The sequence below is a fragment of the Demequina muriae genome (assembly GCF_030418295.1).
GTDB classification, from domain to species: domain Bacteria; phylum Actinomycetota; class Actinomycetes; order Actinomycetales; family Demequinaceae; genus Demequina; species Demequina muriae.
The window spans coordinates 1,903,641-1,919,557 of record NZ_JAUHQA010000001.1 but is presented as its reverse complement, the minus strand read 5'-3'; the positions used below and the strand labels follow the sequence as shown (position 1 = coordinate 1,919,557).

Sequence of the window (15,917 nt, the reverse complement as noted above, 5' to 3'; positions counted from 1 at the left end):
GACGAACGACCTGCCTAGGCTCGGAGGTGAATCGTTTCAATTCTGGAAGGACAACGACGTCATGCCACAGTTCGACACCATCGCAGGCCGCCTCGATGAGCAGGCCATCGAGCTTCCGTCCTGGGCCTTCGGCAACTCGGGTACGCGCTTTCGCGTCTTCGGCCAGCCTGGAGTGCCGCGGGATCCGTTCGAGAAGGTCTCCGACGCCGCCCAAGTTCACCGCCACACGGGGCTCTCGCCGTCCGTCGCGCTTCATATCCCGTGGGACAAGGTGGACGACTACGGGAAGCTCCGCGCACACGCGGAGTCGGAGGGCGTCTCACTGGGCACCATCAACTCGAACACGTTCCAGGACGACGACTACAAGCTCGGCTCGCTCGCCCACCGCGACGCGCGCGTGCGCCGCAAGGCCATCGACCACCACCTCGAATGCATCGACATCATGGACGAGACGGGGTCCCGCGACCTCAAGATCTGGCTCGCCGACGGCACCAACTACCCCGGCCAGGACGACATGCGGGGACGCCAGGACCGCATGCACGAGGCGCTCCAGGAGATCTACGGCCGCATCGGAGAGCACCAGCGGCTGGTGCTCGAGTACAAGATCTTCGAGCCGGCGTTCTATCACATGGACGTTCCGGACTGGGGCACCAGCTACGCCCAGTGCGCCTCGCTCGGCGAGCGCGCCGTCGTGTGCCTCGACACCGGCCACCACGCCCCCAGCACCAACATCGAGTTCATCGTGATGCAACTACTGCGACTCGGTCGACTCGGCTCCTTCGACTTCAACTCTCGCTTCTATGCCGACGATGACCTCATCGTGGGCGCAGCCGACCCCTTCCAGTTGTTCCGGATCCTGGTCGAGGTGATCCGCGGCGGCGGCTACGGCAACGACGGCGACACCGCCTTCATGCTCGACCAGTGCCACAACATCGAGGACAAGATCCCCGGCCAGATCAGGAGCGTCCTCAACGTCCAGGAGATGACCGCACGCGCGCTGCTCGTGGACCGCGATGCGCTGGACAAGGCCCAGGCGGCGGGAGATGTGCTGGCAGCCAACGGCATTCTGATGGACGCCTTCTACACGGACGTACGACCCGCGCTGGCCGAGTGGCGCGCGGCGAAGGGCCTTCCTGCGGACCCGATGGCGGCATTCGCCTCCTCCGGATACAAGGACCGCATCGTCGCTGAGCGCACCGGTGGCGCCCAGGCCGGCTGGGGAGCCTGAGCCGTGCCCCGCGTGTGCTTCACGCTCCAGGTCGATCGCGATCGCCTCGATGAGTACATCGACGCGCATCGGACGGTGTGGCCAGAGATGCTCGACGCGATCCGCGACGCCGGCCGCCGTGAGTACTCCCTGTTCCTGCGTCCTGACGGGCTGCTGGTGGGCTGCTACGAGTCCGACGACGATGAGGCCTCGTCTCGCGCCCTGGCGGAGGACCCCCGCACCGCTGAGTGGGAGGCGACCATGGCGCCGTTCTTCGTCTCGCTCGACGGCGCACGTGCCGATCAGAGCGCCCCGCACCTGACCGAAGTGTTCAACCTCGAGGCCCAACTGGCGGCGCTGTCCCCCGACGTGCGCCGCACATCTGCCTCCTGACCGCATCGCACCCTGAAAGGACTCTCATGACGAACCCCGTCGTCACCGACCTGATCTCACGCTCGAACCGCCTGGGCGCAGATCCCAAGAACACCAACTACGCCGGCGGCAACACGTCCGCCAAGGGCGCGGACACGGATCCTGTGACCGGCGACGCGGTCGAGCTGATGTGGGTCAAGGGCTCCGGCGGCGACCTCGGCACGCTTCAGGAGAAGGGTCTCGCGGTGCTGCGGCTGGACCGCATGCGCGCCCTCGTCGACGTCTATCCCGGCGTGGAGCGCGAGGACGAGATGGTCGCGGCCTTCGACTACTGCCTGCACGGCAAGGGCGGTGCGGCCCCCAGCATCGACACCGCGATGCACGGACTCGTCGACGCCGCGCACGTGGATCACCTCCACCCCGACGCCGGCATCGCCATCGCGACAGCCGCCGACGGCGAGGAGCTCACCCAGAAGATCTTCGGCGACGGTGCTGGTGGACAGACGGTGGTGTGGGTGCCATGGCGCCGGCCCGGCTTCCAGCTCGGCCTGGACATCGCGGCGATCAAGGCCGCGAACCCGCAGGCCATTGGCTGCATCCTCGGCGGGCACGGGATCACCGCGTGGGGTGACACGTCGGAGGAGTGCGAGGCACGGTCCCTCGAGATCATCGAGACCGCGGCGGCCTATATCCAGGAGCACGGGCGGCCCGACCCCTTCGGAGGCGAACTCGCCGGCTACGGGGCACTCGAGGCCACGGCTCGCCGCGCCAAGGCCGCCGCGCTCTCCCCCACGATTCGCGGACTCGCCAGCACCGACCGGCCCATGGTGGGGCACTTCACCGACTCCGAGGTGGTGCTGGACTTCCTGTCCCGTGCCGAGCACCCGCGCCTGGCCGCGTTGGGCACCTCGTGCCCGGATCACTTTCTGCGCACCAAGGTCAGGCCCATGGTGCTCGATCTGCCCGCCGACGCCTCAGTCGACGACTCGATCACGCGGCTCAAAGAGCTTCATGAGGAGTACCGAGCCGACTACCAGGCCTACTACGACGCGCACGCCACCGATGAGTCGCCCGCCATCCGCGGAGCCGACCCGCTCATCGTGCTCGTGCCCGGCGTGGGCATGTTCTCGTTCGGCGCGAACAAGCAGACCGCTCGCGTCGCCGGCGAGTTCTATGTCAACGCGATCAACGTGATGAGGGGAGCCGAGTCCCTCAGCACGTATACCCCCATCTCCGATGCCGAGAAGTTCCGCATCGAGTACTGGGCGCTCGAGGAGGCCAAGCTCCAGCGCATGCCCGCACCGAAGTCCCACGCCACCCGCGTGGCCTTCGTGACCGGCGCCGCCTCTGGCATCGGCAACGCGATCGCCACGCGCCTCGCGGCCGAGGGAGCATGCGTGGTGATCGCCGATCTCGACCTCGACAAGGCACGCGACGCGGCGGCAGAACTGGGCTCGACCGACGTCGCCGTCGGAGTGCAGGTCGACGTGTCGAAGCCCGATGCGGTGGCCGCCGCGATCGATGAGGCGGTCCTCGCCTTCGGGGGCGTCGACCTGGTCGTCAACAACGCGGGCCTGTCGCTGTCCAAGCCACTGCTCGAGACCACCGAGAAGGACTGGGACCTCCAGCATGACGTCATGGCCAAGGGCTCGTTCCTCGTGAGCCAGGCCGCGGCGCGCGCCATGATCGCTCAGCAGATGGGCGGCGACATCCTCTACATCGCCTCCAAGAACGCTGTCTTCGCCGGCCCGAGTAACATCGCGTATTCCGCCACCAAAGCGGACCAGGCCCACCAGGTGCGGCTGCTCGCCGTCGAGCTGGGCGAGCACGGCATCAAAGTCAACGGCATCAACCCCGACGGCGTAGTCCGAGGATCCGGCATCTTCGCCGGGGGCTGGGGCGCCAACCGCGCCAAGACCTACGGCATCGACGAGGAGAATCTGGGCGAGTTCTACGCGCAACGCACGATCCTGAAGCGCGAGGTGCTCCCGGAGCACGTCGCCAACGCCGCGATCGTGCTGACCGGGCCCGACATGACCCACACCACGGGACTGCACGTGCCCGTGGACGCCGGCGTCGCGGCCGCCTTCCTGCGATGACCGCCGCGGTCGCCGCGATCGACCTGGGGGCCACCAGCGGTCGCGTGGTCGTGGGCCACGTCGGCTCGGAGTCGCTGAGAATCCGCCAGGTCGCCCGTTTCCCCAACGGCGCGGTCGCACTGCCCGACGGACTGCACTGGAACACCCAAGGGCTGCATCGCGCCGCGCTGGACGGCCTCCGGGACGCGGTGTCCTGGGAGAAGGACATCGCGAGCGTCGGCATCGACTCGTGGGCCGTGGACTACGCGCTGCTGCGCAGGGGCCGCACGCTCGGCGAACCCTTCCACTACCGGGACGCGCGCAATGCGCCCGCGGTCGAGAAGGTGCACTCCCAGGTGCCGTTCGAAGCCCTCTATGCGCGCAACGGCCTTCAGTTCCTGCCGTTCAACACCGTGTACCAGCTCGCTGCGGAGGACCCGGCGGTGCTGGGGGTCGCCGATTCTCTGCTGCTCGTGCCCGACCTCCTCGGATTCTGGCTCACGGGCCGCGCCGTCACAGAACGCACCAATGCCTCGACCACGGGCCTGCTGGACGTCGCGACGCGAGACTGGGATCTCTCGCTGCTCGATGCGCTGGGCATCGACTCCGGACTGCTGCCCGCACTCGTCGACGCTGGCGAGGCGATCGGGCCCCTGCTCGCGGCACCCGCGCAGCACACCGGACTGCGGGATGCCCGCGTAATCGCCGTGGGCAGCCACGACACCGCATCGGCCGTCGTGGCCACGCCGATGCGCGAATCCGGCGGAGCATACATCTCGTGCGGGACGTGGGGCCTGGTGGGCGTCGAGACCGAGCGCCCCGTGCTGTCGGACGATGCCCGGGAGGCGAACTTCACCAACGAGGGGGGCGTCGACGGCCGCACGCGGTTCCTTCACAACGTCATGGGCCTCTGGCTGCTCAGCGAGTCCGTCAGGGCCTGGGAGCGCGACGGCGAGCCGGTGGCCCTCGAGCGACTGCTCGCCGAAGCGACGGCGATCGGGCCTGACGTGCCGGTCTTCGACGCGAACGACCCGGTCTTCATGGCCCCGGGCGACATGCCGGAGCGCATTGCTCAGTGGTGCGCAGGGCGGGGACTGCGCACCCCGACGACCCGAGCGGAGTTCGCGCGGTCAATCATCGAGAGCCTCGCCGTCGCGTTCGCCGATGCCGTCACCCGCGCATCGGCGCTCTCCGGACAGCGAGTCGACACCATCCATCTGGTGGGCGGCGGCGCTCAGAACGAGCTGCTGTGCCAGCGCACTGCGGACAGGTCGGGGCTCACGGTCGTCGCGGGGCCCGTCGAGGCGACCGCGCTCGGCAACGTGCTGGTCCAAGGTCGCGCGCTGGGCGCGATCGGGGGCACTCTGGAGTCCATGCGCGATCTCGTGCGCCGCACGTTCTCACCCCGCACCTTCGAGCCCACCGGAGCCTGACATGAAGCAAGAGCGGCACATCCCGCGGCCGAGCGAACTCGCTCCCCTGATGCGGTTCAAGCGCTTCGAGACCGACGGCCGCACGCGCCGGCTGGCGAAGGCACACACCATCGCGGATCTGCGGGCGATCGCCAAGCGGCGGACTCCGAAGGGCGCGTTCGACTACGCCGACGGGGCGGCCGAGGCGGAGCTGTCGCTCGGCCGGGCGCGTCGGGCCTTCCGCGAGATCGAATTCCACCCCGCGATTCTGCGCGACGTCTCGGCGGTCGACACGTCGGTCGAGATCGCGGGCGGGCGCTCGGCGCTGCCCTTCGGCATCGCCCCCACGGGATTCACCCGGATGATGCACTCCGAGGGCGAGCGGGCTGGCGCCTCGGCCGCGGGAGCGGCGGGGATCCCGTTCTCGCTGTCCACGGTCGGCACCACGTCTCCCGAGGACGTGCGGGCGGCGAATCCTGAGGGGCGCAACTGGTTCCAGCTGTACATGCAGAAGGACCGCGACCGGTCCATGTCCCTCGTGTCCCGGGCGGCAGAGGCGGGCTTCGACACCCTGCTCGTGACCGTCGACGTGCCGGTCGCGGGCGCCCGCCTGCGCGACAGCTACAACGGGTTCACGATCCCACCGCAGCTGACGCCCCGGACGATCCTGAACGCGATCCCGCGCCCCGAGTGGTGGTGGAACTTCCTCACCACGGAGCCACTGACCTTCGCCTCGCTGTCCGAGTGGCAGGGCACTATCGGCGAGCTCCTCGATACCCTCTTCGACCCCACCATGGACTTCGAGGACCTGGCGTGGGTCCGCGATCAGTGGCCCGGGAAGGTGGTCGTCAAAGGCATCCAGACCGTCGCCGATGCTCGCGCGGTCGCCGACCTCGGAGTCGACGGCATCGTGCTGAGCAACCACGGCGGGCGGCAGCTCGACCGTGCACCGGTGCCGTTCCACCTGCTGCCTGCGGTGCGAGCCGAGCTGGGCGAGAGCAAAGAGATCATTCTCGACACCGGCATCATGTCCGGCGCCGACATCGTGGCGGCACTCGCGATGGGAGCGGACTTCACCCTCGTGGGCCGCGCGTACCTGTACGGGCTGATGGCCGGCGGCCGCGAAGGGGTGGACCGGGCCATCGAGATCCTGACCGCAGAGACCATTCGCACCATGAAGCTCCTGGGAGTGGCGTCGGTGGCCGACCTGAACCCCGGTCACGTCACCCAACTGCAGCAATTGGTGCCGCGCGGGGACGCCTCCTGAGCCGTCCCCGCACTGGTAACCTTGATCCTCGCGGGTTGATCCCGTCTTGCCCTCGTAGCTCAGCGGATAGAGCACCGGTTTCCGGTACCGAAGGTCGCAGGTTCGATTCCTGTCGAGGGCGCGTCGCATGCTCGCGACACTGAAGCCGGAGGGCACGCTGAAAGGCGTGGGTCCCTCCGGCTTTGTCGCATCCGGGTCGCATGGACGCGACGACGGCAACACGATCTGGTGCCGCGGTGACCGCCCGCCCGTCAGCGGCCCAGGGCAGTCGACGCGGCCGCTGCCACCTCCGCCGCGATGCGGTCAAGCAGTGCCGACCGAACCCGCCACTGCTGCCAGTGCAACGGCACCGTCACGATTGGTCCGCCCAGCTCCACCAGGCCGGCGGCCTGCGCCCCCAGTGCGGGTGGCAGCACCGCCCACCCCATGCCGAGCTCGATGGCACGCACCATTTCGGAGGATCCGGGGATGCGGTGGCGAGGCGGCTGGTGCGGATCGACGTCGTGCGCGCGCAGAAAGCGCGTCTGGAGTGCGTCGTCCTCGTCCACGTCCACGACCGGAGCGGAACTGAGGGCAGGCGCTGACACCCCGTCGGGGAACCACTGCGCCGCGAAGGCCTGCGACGCGAACGCCCCGTAGCGCATGTCTCCCAGGCGGGTCACCGTGCAGCCCGGCACGGGCGCGGAGCGGGTTGTGACCGCAGCGGCGACGGTACCGTCGGACAGCAGGTCCGCCGTGCGCCCCTCGTCCTCACGATGGAGCTGAAAGGTGACGCCCAGCTCGTCGGCGAGCACCGCGAGGGGCTCGAGGAACCATGTGGCGAGCGAGTCCCCGTTCACGGCGATGGCGACGCTGGGGCGCGGCTGCGTCTCCACCCCGAGCGCCTCCCCAAGGTCGCGCTCGAGATGTTCGACCTGGCGCGCATACCGGATCACCGCTTCTCCGGCAGCCGTGGCGCGCACGGGACGTGACCGCACCAGCAGCACCTGGCCCACCGTCTTCTCGAGGGCCTGGATGCGCTGCGTGACCGCGGGCTGCGAGACGTGAAGGGCACGCGCCGCCCCTTCCAGCGAGCCCTCCGAGACGGCCGCGGCAAGAGTCGCGGCAAGGTCTGGAGGCACCTTCATATCAGCCATGCTAATGCCCCATCGCTACAATTTAGTGGCGCTTCTACAGGACTCGCCCTAGCGTGGATCCCGTGACCTTCCTCGCCGGCATGGCCCTCGGGCTCTCCCTCATCATCGCCATCGGCGCCCAGAACGTCTTCGTGCTGCGCCAGGGGCTGCGCCGCGAGCACGTGGGACTGGTCGTCACCATCTGCGCGGCATCCGACGCGCTGCTCATCGCTGCTGGCGTCGCGGGCGTCGGAGCGGCACTCTCCTCCGCTCCCGCTCTGGTGACGGCGATCCGATGGGGAGGCGCGATCTTCCTGCTCGGCTATGCGGTGCTCGCCGCGCGGCGGGCATGGCGGCCGCGCGCCACGGCCCTTGAGGCCGAGGGAGGGACCGCACCCGAACACCAGATCCAGGGGAACGCAAGCGCCGTCCCCGTCCGCACCCTCGCACCCGGGACCGCATCAATGAGCGCGACTGCGGTGACCTGCCTCGCGCTCACCTGGCTCAACCCGCACGTCTACTTGGACACCGTGCTCCTGCTCGGCACGATCGCGTCATCCCACGGCGATGCGCGCTGGCTCTTCGGCGCGGGCGCGATCGTGGGGTCGATCGTGTGGTTCACCGCGCTCGGCTACGGAGCGCGGCTGTTCAGCGGCGTGCTCGCCAAGCCGGGCGCATGGCGCGTGCTCGACGCCGCGATCGCGCTGGTGATGCTCGCCCTCGCGGTCACGCTCGCTGCGGGCGCATGACCCGCGGCGCGGGCCGCGGGGCACCCATTCCCTGCGGCCGCATCGTCGTCGCGACTAGCTAGTCCTCGCGACCAGCTAGTCCTTGCGCCCCGCTAGTCCTTGCGCCCCGCTAGTCCTTGCGGCCAGGCGGCAGGAGCCACACGATGGCGACACCCGCGACCACCTCGGCCGCGGCGAACGTGCGGGTGTTGCGCGCGTTGCCCACGAACGGCTTGAGCGCCCGCTGCCACCACGCCGGTCCGGACTCCCAGCGCGCGATGTGCTGCTCCGGCTGCAGCAAGCCGATCACGCCGTCGCCGATGAGACCGATCCCGACCGTCTCACCTATTCTCACGCTGATCTTGCGACTCATGACGTCCTCCAGATGTCGTTCGTGTCAGTCTCCGAGGACCACCGCGAGCGCGGCCATCTCATCCTCGGTCAGATCGATCTCCGCGGCTCCGGCCGAGTCCAGGATCGAGCTCGGGCGCGACGCCCCGGGGATGGGGATCACGACGTCGGACAGCGCAAGCTCCCACGCCAGCACTGCCTGCTGCGGGGAGATGCCCCGCGCGTCGGCGACCTCCTGGAAAGGCACGTGCTCCGTGCCCACGTCCCCGGCGCGGCCGATGCCGCCGAGTGGGCTCCACGGAAGGAACGCGATCCCGAGCTCGGCACACAGCTCGAGCTCCGGGTAACTCGAGACGAACCGCGGCGAGAACTGGTTCTGCACGCTCACGAGCCGGCCATCCAGGATCTCGTGAGCCTCACGGATCTGCGCGGTGTCGGCGTTCGAGATGCCCGCCATCTGGATCACGCCTTCATCGAGCAGCTCGGCGAAGGCGCCCACCGAATCCGCGAACGGCACGCGTGGATCGGGGCGGTGGAACTGATGCAGGCCGATGGCCTCGACGCCCAGGCGCTGGACCGAGGCCTTGGCAGCCGACTTCAGGTAGGCCGGGTCGCCATTCTGGTGCCAGGTGCCATCACCGGGGCGGAGCGAGCCCGACTTGGTGGCGACGAGCACCTCCGTCTTGTCGGCCGGGCCTGAATAGGCCATCAGGGCGCGCGCGATGAGCGCCTCGTTGTGCCCGGTCTCGCCGGGGTTGAGATGGTAGGCGTCGGCCGTGTCGATAAGGGTGACGCCGGCGTCCAGGGCCGCGTGGATCGTGGCGATCGCCCTCGCCTCGTCGGGCCGGCCTTCGATCGACATGGGCATGCCGCCCAGGCCGATCGCGCCGACGGTGCGGTCTCCGAGCTTGCGCTGCTCCATGCGTCTCCCTGTGTCTGAAGGTCCTGGTCCACAATCGAACGTAGCGGCTGTGACCGACAACGCAACTCGCGCACGCGCGCTTCCCGCGTTCTCGCTACGCGTCAGCTCCCCCGCGCACCACCTCGAGGGGACCCACGACCGCGAGCCCCGCGTCGACGGTGCCGTCCGCGACAGGCACGGCGCACTGCGCGTAGGCGTCGTCGTCGAGCCGCCACACGATCACCATGGTGCCCGCGCCGCTCTCCTCGAAGGCCGCGGCCCGCGCGTCCCACGCGGCGACGTCATCGTCGGACAGGTCATCCAACGACGCCGGGACGTCCGCCTGCTCCTCGACGACGGCGTAGTGCTCGCGCCACCGAGTCGGGTCATAGATCTCGCCCGCAACGATCGCGGGGCCGGTGGTGGCTTCGTACTCGGCCTCGCATGCGGCGATCACCGCCGCCTCGGTCTCGTCCGGCCCTCCGCCGAGCGCGAAGGACACCACCGCCGCCGCGACCACCACCGCTCCGACCACGCCCGCGGCCGCCAGGGGAAGCCAGGTGCGGGGGCGTTCATCGGGCGCATCGGACATCCTGCCAGCCTACGATGACGCCATGGCAGCCGTGCACGACCTCACCCGCATGCCGCGGCTCGGGCTCGCGCTCGGCGGCGGCGGGGCGCTCGGAGCGGCGCACGTGGGAGTGCTGCAGGTGCTCCGCGAGCGCGGCATCGCGCCCAGCATCGTCGCGGGCACCTCCGCCGGTGCCGTCGTGGGCGCCGCCTACGCCGTCGGGCTCGACCCCTACGACCTCGAGGATCACGTGGTGCGTGCCTCGTGGAGCACGTTCGGCACCTTCACCCCCAGGCCCGGACTGGGCCTGCTGACGGCCGATGCGCTCCGTGAGACAGTGCGGACTGTCGCCGGGGATGCGGCGATCGAGGACCTGCCGGTGACCTACGGGGCCGTCGCCACCGATGCCGAGACTCGCACCGCGACCGTTCTGAGGAGCGGGCCGCTCGCGGACGCGATCGCCGCGTCGATAGCCGTGCCGGGGATCTTTCGGCCTGTCAGCATCGGCGGTCGCATGCTGATCGACGGCGGCGTGGTGCAGAACCTCCCGATCGAGACGGCCTTCGACATGGGCGCCGAGCACGTCATCGGAGTCCGGCTGGCGCCCGAGTGGGAGCGGCTGGGCGGCTCCGAGCTCTCGGTGCACGAGTGGGCCATCCGGGCCGATGTGACGCTCGTGCAGCCCGTGGTCGGCACCCACTCCCAATGGGTGCCCCGCGACCTGACCGCGCTCGTCACGGAGGGCCGTCGCGCGGCGGAGGCGGTGCTCGCCGACTACCCGGTGGTCACTCCGCCTCCACCGCGCGAACCGCCGGAGGATCCGCCGGAAGATGAGGAAATGCCTGGGCCACTGCGGGGTATCGCACGGTTCCTGCATCGGTATTGAGTCCGCGGGCGAGAGCGCCGTCGGCCGCCACTGCGCGCTCCCATCCGCCGGCGAGCGCTGTGATGTAGGGCAGGGTGGCGTGCGCCAGGGCCGCCGTGGCCGTCGCCCCCACGGCTCCCGGCATGTTGGCGACGCAGTACACCTGCACCTCCCCCACGGTGAACACGGGGTCGTCATGAGTGGTGGGGCGCGACACCTCGAAGCAGCCGCCCTGATCGATGGCGATGTCCACCATCACGGCCCCCGGCCGCATGCGCATCACCGTGTCACGGCTCACGACCTTCGGTGCGCGGTGACCGGGAACCAGCACGGCGCCGATGACAAGATCCGCAGCGAGCACCTCACGCTCGATGGCAGCGGGCGTGGAGACCACCGTGCGCACCCGGTCTCCGTGGGTGCGCGCGAGCGCCGCGAGGCGCGCCTCGTCGAGGTCGATCACCACCGCATCGGCGCCCATCCCGACCGCCTGTGCCAGCGCGTGCGAGCCGGCCACCCCGCCGCCGATGACCACCACACGGGCGCCTGCGACGCCGGGGGCACCAGAGATCAGCACCCCGCGCCCGCCTTGCGAGCTCAACAGGTGATGGCCGCCCTCGAGCGTTGCGAGCCGGCCGGCGATGACGCTCATCGGCGTGAGCAGCGGAAGGCTGCCGTCCTCCACCTGGACCGTGTCGTACGAGAAGGCCGTCGTTCCCGCCTGGACCAGCGCCGCTGCGAGGGGTTCGTTCGCCGCCAGGTGAAGGAACGTGAACAGCACATTGGCGCGCAGCAGACCGTACTCCCCTTCGACCGGCTCCTTGACCTTCAGCACCAGGTCCGCGCCCCACGCCTCTGAGGTGGAGACGATGCTCGCCCCCGCGGCCTCGTACTCGTCGTCGGGCAGGAACGCGGCCGCGCCCGCACCCCGTTCGACGAGCACCTCGTGACCGTCGTCCGCGAGCGCGCGAGCGCCCTCGGGCGTCAGTGCCACACGGGTCTCGCGGTTCTTGGTCTCCCGGGGGATGCCGATGCGCATCGCGCCTCCTCGTCTCGCGCCGCGCCCGGTGCGGGTGGACCGGGCGTCGGCGAGTGCGGTCGCGGCCACGGGTCAGGGCCGGTTCCTGGCCCCTAGCCTGCTACAGCGCGTACGGGGATGCCTGGCGACACGTCGGTCGGCTCGCCCCGATCGCCTTCCGCTCCCGCCGGCGACCGCACCAGGACCTAGGACACGGCCGGCGCGCATCCCACGTGCTTGAATCGTTTCAACGCACCGTCCCCCTCACGCCAAGGAGCACGCCATGAGCAGCACCCCCTCCCACCCCTCCCTCGACGAACTCATCGCGCAGATAGGCGAGGCCGGCGCCCGCATCTGCGACATCGACGCCTCCGAGGCCGGTGCGGGCAACATCTCCGTCTACATGGGGTGGGACGTCGACGTGAGCCACCACTTCCCCCAGGAGGAGCAGATCACGCTTCCCGATCCGGTTCCTGCCCTCGCCGGCGGCATCGTGCTCGCGACGGGATCGGGACGGCGCCTGCGCCAGATCGAGGCCGACCCGCTGTCCGCCATGGGCGCGGTGCGGATCCACCAGGACGGCCGCACCGGCACTCTTCACACCGCGACCACCCGCCGATTCGCGCGCCTCACCTCGGAGCTCAACTCGCACCTGGCCGTGCACCAGGACCAGGTCGCGCGGCGCGGCATCGGCTTCCAAGCCGTGGTGCACGCACAACCGCCGCACCTGACCTACCTCAGTCACATCCCTGCGTATCGGGACACCGAGCGCATGAACCGCGCGATCCTCCGGTGGGAGCCGGAGACCATCGTCTCGCTCTCCCAGGGGATCGGCGTGCTGCCGTTCTACGTCCCAGGCTCAGAGCAGATGGGCGCCGCGAACGTGGCGGGGCTCCGCGAGCACGAGATCGTGCTGTGGTCCAAGCACGGCACCATGTCACGCTCGGATGTGTCGGTCTACCGGGCGGTCGACCGCGTCGAGTACGCGGAGACGGCTGCGCGCTACGAGTACATGGACCTGCTGGCAGGCGGCCGTGCGGAGGGCCTCACGCGCGAGGAGATCGCCACCGTCGCCACGACGTTCTCGATCGAGTCCCGCTGGCTCTAGCGCCTCGGAACGGGGCGATGGGTCAGTTCGACGAGCGGTAGGCGCCTGAATTGGCCCAGTAGGAGGAGCCGTAGACGCCGAGCTCATCGGTGCCGGGCTCGTACTCGAAGTGCCACGGCTCGTACTTGCTGGTCTTGGCCCAGCTGGGGTTGACCCAGCCCCACGTGGCGCCGTTCTCCTCCAGCCACGCCTTCGCAGGGCCGCGTGCATCGCTGCTGCACAGGTCGATGGCAAGGCCCCAGCCGTGAACCGAGGTGCCCGGCGTCGCCGCAAGGAACCCGCGGGAACGCTTCGTGGCGTACTGGCTGGAGAGCGTGCGGTACCCGTCCGAGAGGCAGATGTCTCGACCGAAGTCCTGGGCGAAGCGGTTGTTGAGCTCGGCGAACGCGACGGCGGCGTCGTTGCGGAGCTGCTCGCCCTGGCCGACGTCGCACAGCGAGTCTGCCGAGAGCTTGCCGTTGTACCCCTCCCAGCCCTGGAGCGGGTTGCAGTCAGGAAGGTGCTGGCTGACCTCGATCTGGACCGAGGTCGCGAGCACGGCGGAGGCGTCTGCCTCGGGCAGCGGCAGCTCGGACTCGACGAGCTGAGGCCCGCCTCCGAGGAGCGCGCGGGCCGTCGAGGGATTCTCGCCGGCCACCGCTCCCGGCACCGCCTCGACTGCATCGGCGTACGGCGTCAGCGTGCCCATGACCGGGTACACGACCATCGCGAGCACGAAACCCGCGAGGACGCCGGTGCGAGTGAGCACCTTGCGGCGGCGGTGGGTCTGACGGACCTGGATCTCCTGCGTCTGCAGGAGCCGTCGCTCGCGGCGCGACGAGCGCGACGCTTGGGGCGCCGACGCATGCGCGTCAGTGCTCACACGAGCCTCCAGGTGCCATCTGAATCGAACGAGTACGGCCGACGTCGAAGCGTCGGCCTGGGTGCGATTGTAACCAATTGGTAACGGAGAGCGCCACCCCTCACCTCTGTCTGATTGGTCACGCGGCCCGAAAGCGGTGACCTGCCAGGCCTTGGACGCGTGGTCATCGAGCGCGGGAGCCCGTTAGCATCGAAACACACCACACTCACGGAGGTCTCATGCAGTCGCGCACCATCGAGGTCGACTCGCTCACCAAGCGGTACGGCGCGATCACCGCCGTGGACGACCTGAGCTTCTCGGCGCAGCCGGGTCGCGTGACCGGGTTCCTCGGACCCAACGGGGCCGGCAAGTCGACCACGCTGCGGATCCTGGTGGGACTCGTCTCCGCGACGTCGGGCACCGCCCACATCGGAGGCGCGAGCTACGCGAAGCAGCACCGCCCCGGCACCATCGTGGGCGCGCATTTCGAGGGTGCGTTCCACCCGGGTCGCACCGCCTTCCAGCACCTCCGCGCCTACGCACCGCTCGTGGATGTCGACGATGCCCGCTGCCACGAGGCGCTCGCCTCGGTCGGCATGACGGACGCCGCGCACCGGCGGGTGGGCGGCTTCTCGCTCGGCATGCGCCAGCGACTGGGCCTCGCCACCGCACTGCTCGGACGCCCCGACGTGCTGGTCCTCGACGAATCCGCCAACGGCTTGGACCCCGCGGGCATCAAGTGGCTGCGGTCGTTCCTGCGATCGTTCGCCGATGCGGGGGGCACGGTGCTGCTCAGCTCTCACCTGCTGAGCGAGGTTCAGCAGACTGTCGACGATGTGGTGGTGATCGCGAACGGCGCCCTGCGCCATCAGTCCTCCCTCGAGGAGCTGCGCGCGCTTGCCGAGCCGGGTGTCGTGCTGAAGAGCCCCCGCGCCGATGCGCTGGCAGATTTCGCACGCACGCGATTCCCCGGCACGGCGACCATCGAGCGGGAGGGCCAGGTCCGGATCCTGGGCGCGAGCGCCGCCGAGGTCGGGGCCTACGCGTTCGCCGATGGACTCGAGATCCACGGGCTCGACGAGACGGGCGAGAGCCTCGAGGACGTGTTCCTGCGACTGACCGAGTCCCCCGCCACGACCGAGACCGAGGTGGCCGCATGAGCACCGCGATCGTCTCCGAGCTGCGCAAGATCCGGTCCACCCGGCTGTGGTGGATCCTGTTGCTGTGCATGGTCGCGGGCGTCGCCTTCATGACCGCGACGATCGGCTTCTCCTTCGCCTTCGCGGAGGAGATCGGCGGATCCGGAGTGGAGGGCGGCGGCGCCGACATGGACCCGGTCGCCACGGCCCGCATCATCTACACGTTGCCAGTGTCGTTCGGGTATGTGTTCCCCGTCATCGTGGGCGCCCTGGCAGTCACGTCCGAGTTCCGCCATCGCACCATCGACACGACGCTGCTGCTGGAGCCGAGTCGGGCGAAGGTGATCGGTGCGAAGTTCGTCGCGGTGATCCCGTTCGCGCTGATCTACGCGGTCGTCGGTGTCGCGACCGGCGTGGGCGTCGGAGCCGGAGCGCTGATGCTCGGCGGAGAACCGACCGGCCTCGATTCCGCGGAGGTGTGGCGCACGCTCGGCATGAGCGTCGTGGCGCTGACCGCGTGGGGCCTCGTCGGCGTGGGATTCGGCACAGCGCTCACCAACCAGGTGGTCGTGATCGTGGCGCTGCTGGGCTGGACCCAGCTGGTCGAGCCCATCGTGCGCTTCGGACTCGCCTTCGTCGACCCGATTGCGGGAGCCGGGAAGTTCATGCCGGGCGCGGCAGGCGAGGCGATCGCGGGTGCCAGCTTCTACTCCACTGCGGGAGTGGGCGATCTGCTCGCGCCATGGGCTGGACTGCTCGTTCTCCTGGGATACGCGGTCATCGCCGCCGTCATCGGTTGGCTGATCACGTTCCGCAAGGACATCTCGTAACGATTTGCCCAAGTCACGGGGACGGTCCACCCGCGCAGAGCGTCTAGGCTGGACTATTGAAGAACATCGACGTCCTCGTTAGACGCATCCGCGCCAAGAAAGTGAGCGGCCCCCGAC

16 protein-coding genes and 1 tRNA gene are annotated in these 15,917 nt (G+C 69.7%); 11 read left to right on the top strand and 6 right to left on the bottom strand.

The window, feature by feature from the left end:
* The first annotated feature begins 61 nt into the window (after positions 1-61).
* From rhaI to QQX02_RS09000, 6 genes are all read left to right on the top strand, one after another.
* A complete protein-coding gene (rhaI, locus tag QQX02_RS09025; protein WP_301142569.1) occupies positions 62-1,228 on the top strand; it encodes an L-rhamnose isomerase in 1,167 nt (388 codons plus the stop codon).
* Positions 1,229-1,231: 3 nt separating this feature from the next.
* A complete protein-coding gene (locus tag QQX02_RS09020; protein ID WP_301142568.1) occupies positions 1,232-1,600 on the top strand; it encodes an L-rhamnose mutarotase in 369 nt (122 codons plus the stop codon).
* 26 nt (positions 1,601-1,626) lie between these two features.
* On the top strand, positions 1,627-3,678 hold the full coding sequence (locus QQX02_RS09015; protein ID WP_301142567.1) for a bifunctional aldolase/short-chain dehydrogenase: 2,052 nt from the start codon (positions 1,627-1,629) through the stop codon (positions 3,676-3,678).
* Positions 3,675-5,090 (top strand): rhamnulokinase, encoded by a 1,416-nt coding sequence (locus QQX02_RS09010; RefSeq protein WP_301142566.1) that lies wholly within the window; start codon positions 3,675-3,677, stop codon positions 5,088-5,090. The genes QQX02_RS09015 and QQX02_RS09010 overlap by 4 nt, the downstream gene beginning before the upstream one ends.
* 1 nt (position 5,091) lies before the next feature.
* Entirely contained in the window at positions 5,092-6,336 is a 1,245-nt protein-coding gene (locus tag QQX02_RS09005) for an alpha-hydroxy acid oxidase (RefSeq protein WP_301142565.1), read from the top strand.
* A 48-nt stretch (positions 6,337-6,384) separates the two neighbouring features.
* Positions 6,385-6,457: transfer RNA gene (locus QQX02_RS09000), tRNA-Arg, on the top strand.
* Positions 6,458-6,587: 130 nt separating this feature from the next.
* On the opposite strand, the gene QQX02_RS08995 is transcribed toward QQX02_RS09000, so the two are convergent.
* On the bottom strand, positions 6,588-7,463 hold the full coding sequence (locus tag QQX02_RS08995) for an ArgP/LysG family DNA-binding transcriptional regulator (protein ID WP_301142564.1): 876 nt from the start codon (positions 7,461-7,463) through the stop codon (positions 6,588-6,590).
* An 89-nt stretch (positions 7,464-7,552) separates the two neighbouring features.
* Between QQX02_RS08995 and QQX02_RS08990 the strand changes: the two genes are divergently transcribed.
* The gene (locus QQX02_RS08990) at positions 7,553-8,200 is read left to right on the top strand and encodes a LysE/ArgO family amino acid transporter (protein ID WP_301143693.1); all 648 of its coding nucleotides are present in this window, start codon (positions 7,553-7,555) and stop codon (positions 8,198-8,200) included.
* A 109-nt stretch (positions 8,201-8,309) separates the two neighbouring features.
* Here QQX02_RS08990 and QQX02_RS08985 read toward each other — a convergent pair whose 3' ends face one another.
* The 3 genes from QQX02_RS08985 to QQX02_RS08975 all read right to left on the bottom strand — a co-directional run bounded on the left by QQX02_RS08985 (position 8,310) and on the right by QQX02_RS08975 (position 10,023).
* The gene (locus tag QQX02_RS08985) at positions 8,310-8,552 is read right to left on the bottom strand and encodes a hypothetical protein (RefSeq protein WP_301142563.1); all 243 of its coding nucleotides are present in this window, start codon (positions 8,550-8,552) and stop codon (positions 8,310-8,312) included.
* A gap of 24 nt (positions 8,553-8,576) precedes the next feature.
* Positions 8,577-9,452 (bottom strand): aldo/keto reductase, encoded by an 876-nt coding sequence (locus QQX02_RS08980; protein WP_301142561.1) that lies wholly within the window; start codon positions 9,450-9,452, stop codon positions 8,577-8,579.
* Between the two features lie 94 nt (positions 9,453-9,546).
* Entirely contained in the window at positions 9,547-10,023 is a 477-nt protein-coding gene (locus QQX02_RS08975; protein WP_301142560.1) for a hypothetical protein, read from the bottom strand.
* Positions 10,024-10,045: 22 nt separating this feature from the next.
* On the opposite strand from QQX02_RS08975, the gene QQX02_RS08970 reads away from it, so the two are divergent.
* Positions 10,046-10,888 (top strand): patatin-like phospholipase family protein, encoded by an 843-nt coding sequence (locus QQX02_RS08970; protein ID WP_301142559.1) that lies wholly within the window; start codon positions 10,046-10,048, stop codon positions 10,886-10,888.
* Here QQX02_RS08970 and ald read toward each other — a convergent pair.
* Positions 10,788-11,903 carry an alanine dehydrogenase gene (gene ald, locus QQX02_RS08965; protein ID WP_301142558.1) on the bottom strand — a complete coding sequence of 372 codons (1,116 nt, stop codon included), beginning with the start codon at positions 11,901-11,903 and terminating at the stop codon, positions 10,788-10,790. The two genes, QQX02_RS08970 and ald, sit on opposite strands and share 101 nt — an antisense overlap.
* Before the next feature lie 262 nt (positions 11,904-12,165).
* Here ald and QQX02_RS08960 point away from each other — a divergent pair, with 262 nt between their 5' ends.
* Positions 12,166-12,990, top strand: a complete 825-nt coding sequence (locus QQX02_RS08960) for a class II aldolase/adducin family protein (RefSeq protein ID WP_301142557.1) — start codon at positions 12,166-12,168, stop codon at positions 12,988-12,990.
* 22 nt (positions 12,991-13,012) lie between these two features.
* Here the strand turns inward: QQX02_RS08960 and QQX02_RS08955 are convergent, their stop codons facing one another.
* Entirely contained in the window at positions 13,013-13,852 is an 840-nt protein-coding gene (locus tag QQX02_RS08955; protein WP_301142555.1) for a M15 family metallopeptidase, read from the bottom strand.
* Positions 13,853-14,070: 218 nt separating this feature from the next.
* Between QQX02_RS08955 and QQX02_RS08950 the strand changes: the two genes are divergently transcribed.
* Both QQX02_RS08950 and QQX02_RS08945 read left to right on the top strand, forming a co-directional pair.
* Positions 14,071-14,991 (top strand): ATP-binding cassette domain-containing protein, encoded by a 921-nt coding sequence (locus QQX02_RS08950; RefSeq protein WP_301142554.1) that lies wholly within the window; start codon positions 14,071-14,073, stop codon positions 14,989-14,991.
* Positions 14,988-15,800, top strand: coding sequence for an ABC transporter permease (locus QQX02_RS08945; protein ID WP_301142553.1), 813 nt, complete (start codon positions 14,988-14,990; stop codon positions 15,798-15,800). Before QQX02_RS08950 ends, QQX02_RS08945 begins: the two co-directional genes overlap by 4 nt.
* The last annotated feature ends 117 nt before the right edge of the window (positions 15,801-15,917 follow it).

Bases quoted from the DNA above. Each gene is read 5' to 3' on its own strand.
- rhaI (WP_301142569.1), top strand. From the start codon at position 62: ATGCCACAGTTCGACACCATCGCAGGCCGCCTCGATGAGCAGGCCATC.
- QQX02_RS09015 (WP_301142567.1), top strand. From the start codon at position 1,627: ATGACGAACCCCGTCGTCACCGACCTGATCTCACGCTCGAACCGCCTG.
- QQX02_RS09010 (WP_301142566.1), top strand. From the start codon at position 3,675: ATGACCGCCGCGGTCGCCGCGATCGACCTGGGGGCCACCAGCGGTCGC.
- QQX02_RS09005 (WP_301142565.1), top strand. From the start codon at position 5,092: ATGAAGCAAGAGCGGCACATCCCGCGGCCGAGCGAACTCGCTCCCCTG.
- QQX02_RS08995 (WP_301142564.1), bottom strand. From the start codon at position 7,463: ATGAAGGTGCCTCCAGACCTTGCCGCGACTCTTGCCGCGGCCGTCTCG.
- QQX02_RS08990 (WP_301143693.1), top strand. From the start codon at position 7,553: ATGGCCCTCGGGCTCTCCCTCATCATCGCCATCGGCGCCCAGAACGTC.
- QQX02_RS08985 (WP_301142563.1), bottom strand. From the start codon at position 8,552: ATGAGTCGCAAGATCAGCGTGAGAATAGGTGAGACGGTCGGGATCGGT.
- QQX02_RS08980 (WP_301142561.1), bottom strand. From the start codon at position 9,452: ATGGAGCAGCGCAAGCTCGGAGACCGCACCGTCGGCGCGATCGGCCTG.
- QQX02_RS08975 (WP_301142560.1), bottom strand. From the start codon at position 10,023: ATGTCCGATGCGCCCGATGAACGCCCCCGCACCTGGCTTCCCCTGGCG.
- QQX02_RS08970 (WP_301142559.1), top strand. From the start codon at position 10,046: ATGGCAGCCGTGCACGACCTCACCCGCATGCCGCGGCTCGGGCTCGCG.
- ald (WP_301142558.1), bottom strand. From the start codon at position 11,903: ATGCGCATCGGCATCCCCCGGGAGACCAAGAACCGCGAGACCCGTGTG.
- QQX02_RS08960 (WP_301142557.1), top strand. From the start codon at position 12,166: ATGAGCAGCACCCCCTCCCACCCCTCCCTCGACGAACTCATCGCGCAG.
- QQX02_RS08950 (WP_301142554.1), top strand. From the start codon at position 14,071: ATGCAGTCGCGCACCATCGAGGTCGACTCGCTCACCAAGCGGTACGGC.
- QQX02_RS08945 (WP_301142553.1), top strand. From the start codon at position 14,988: ATGAGCACCGCGATCGTCTCCGAGCTGCGCAAGATCCGGTCCACCCGG.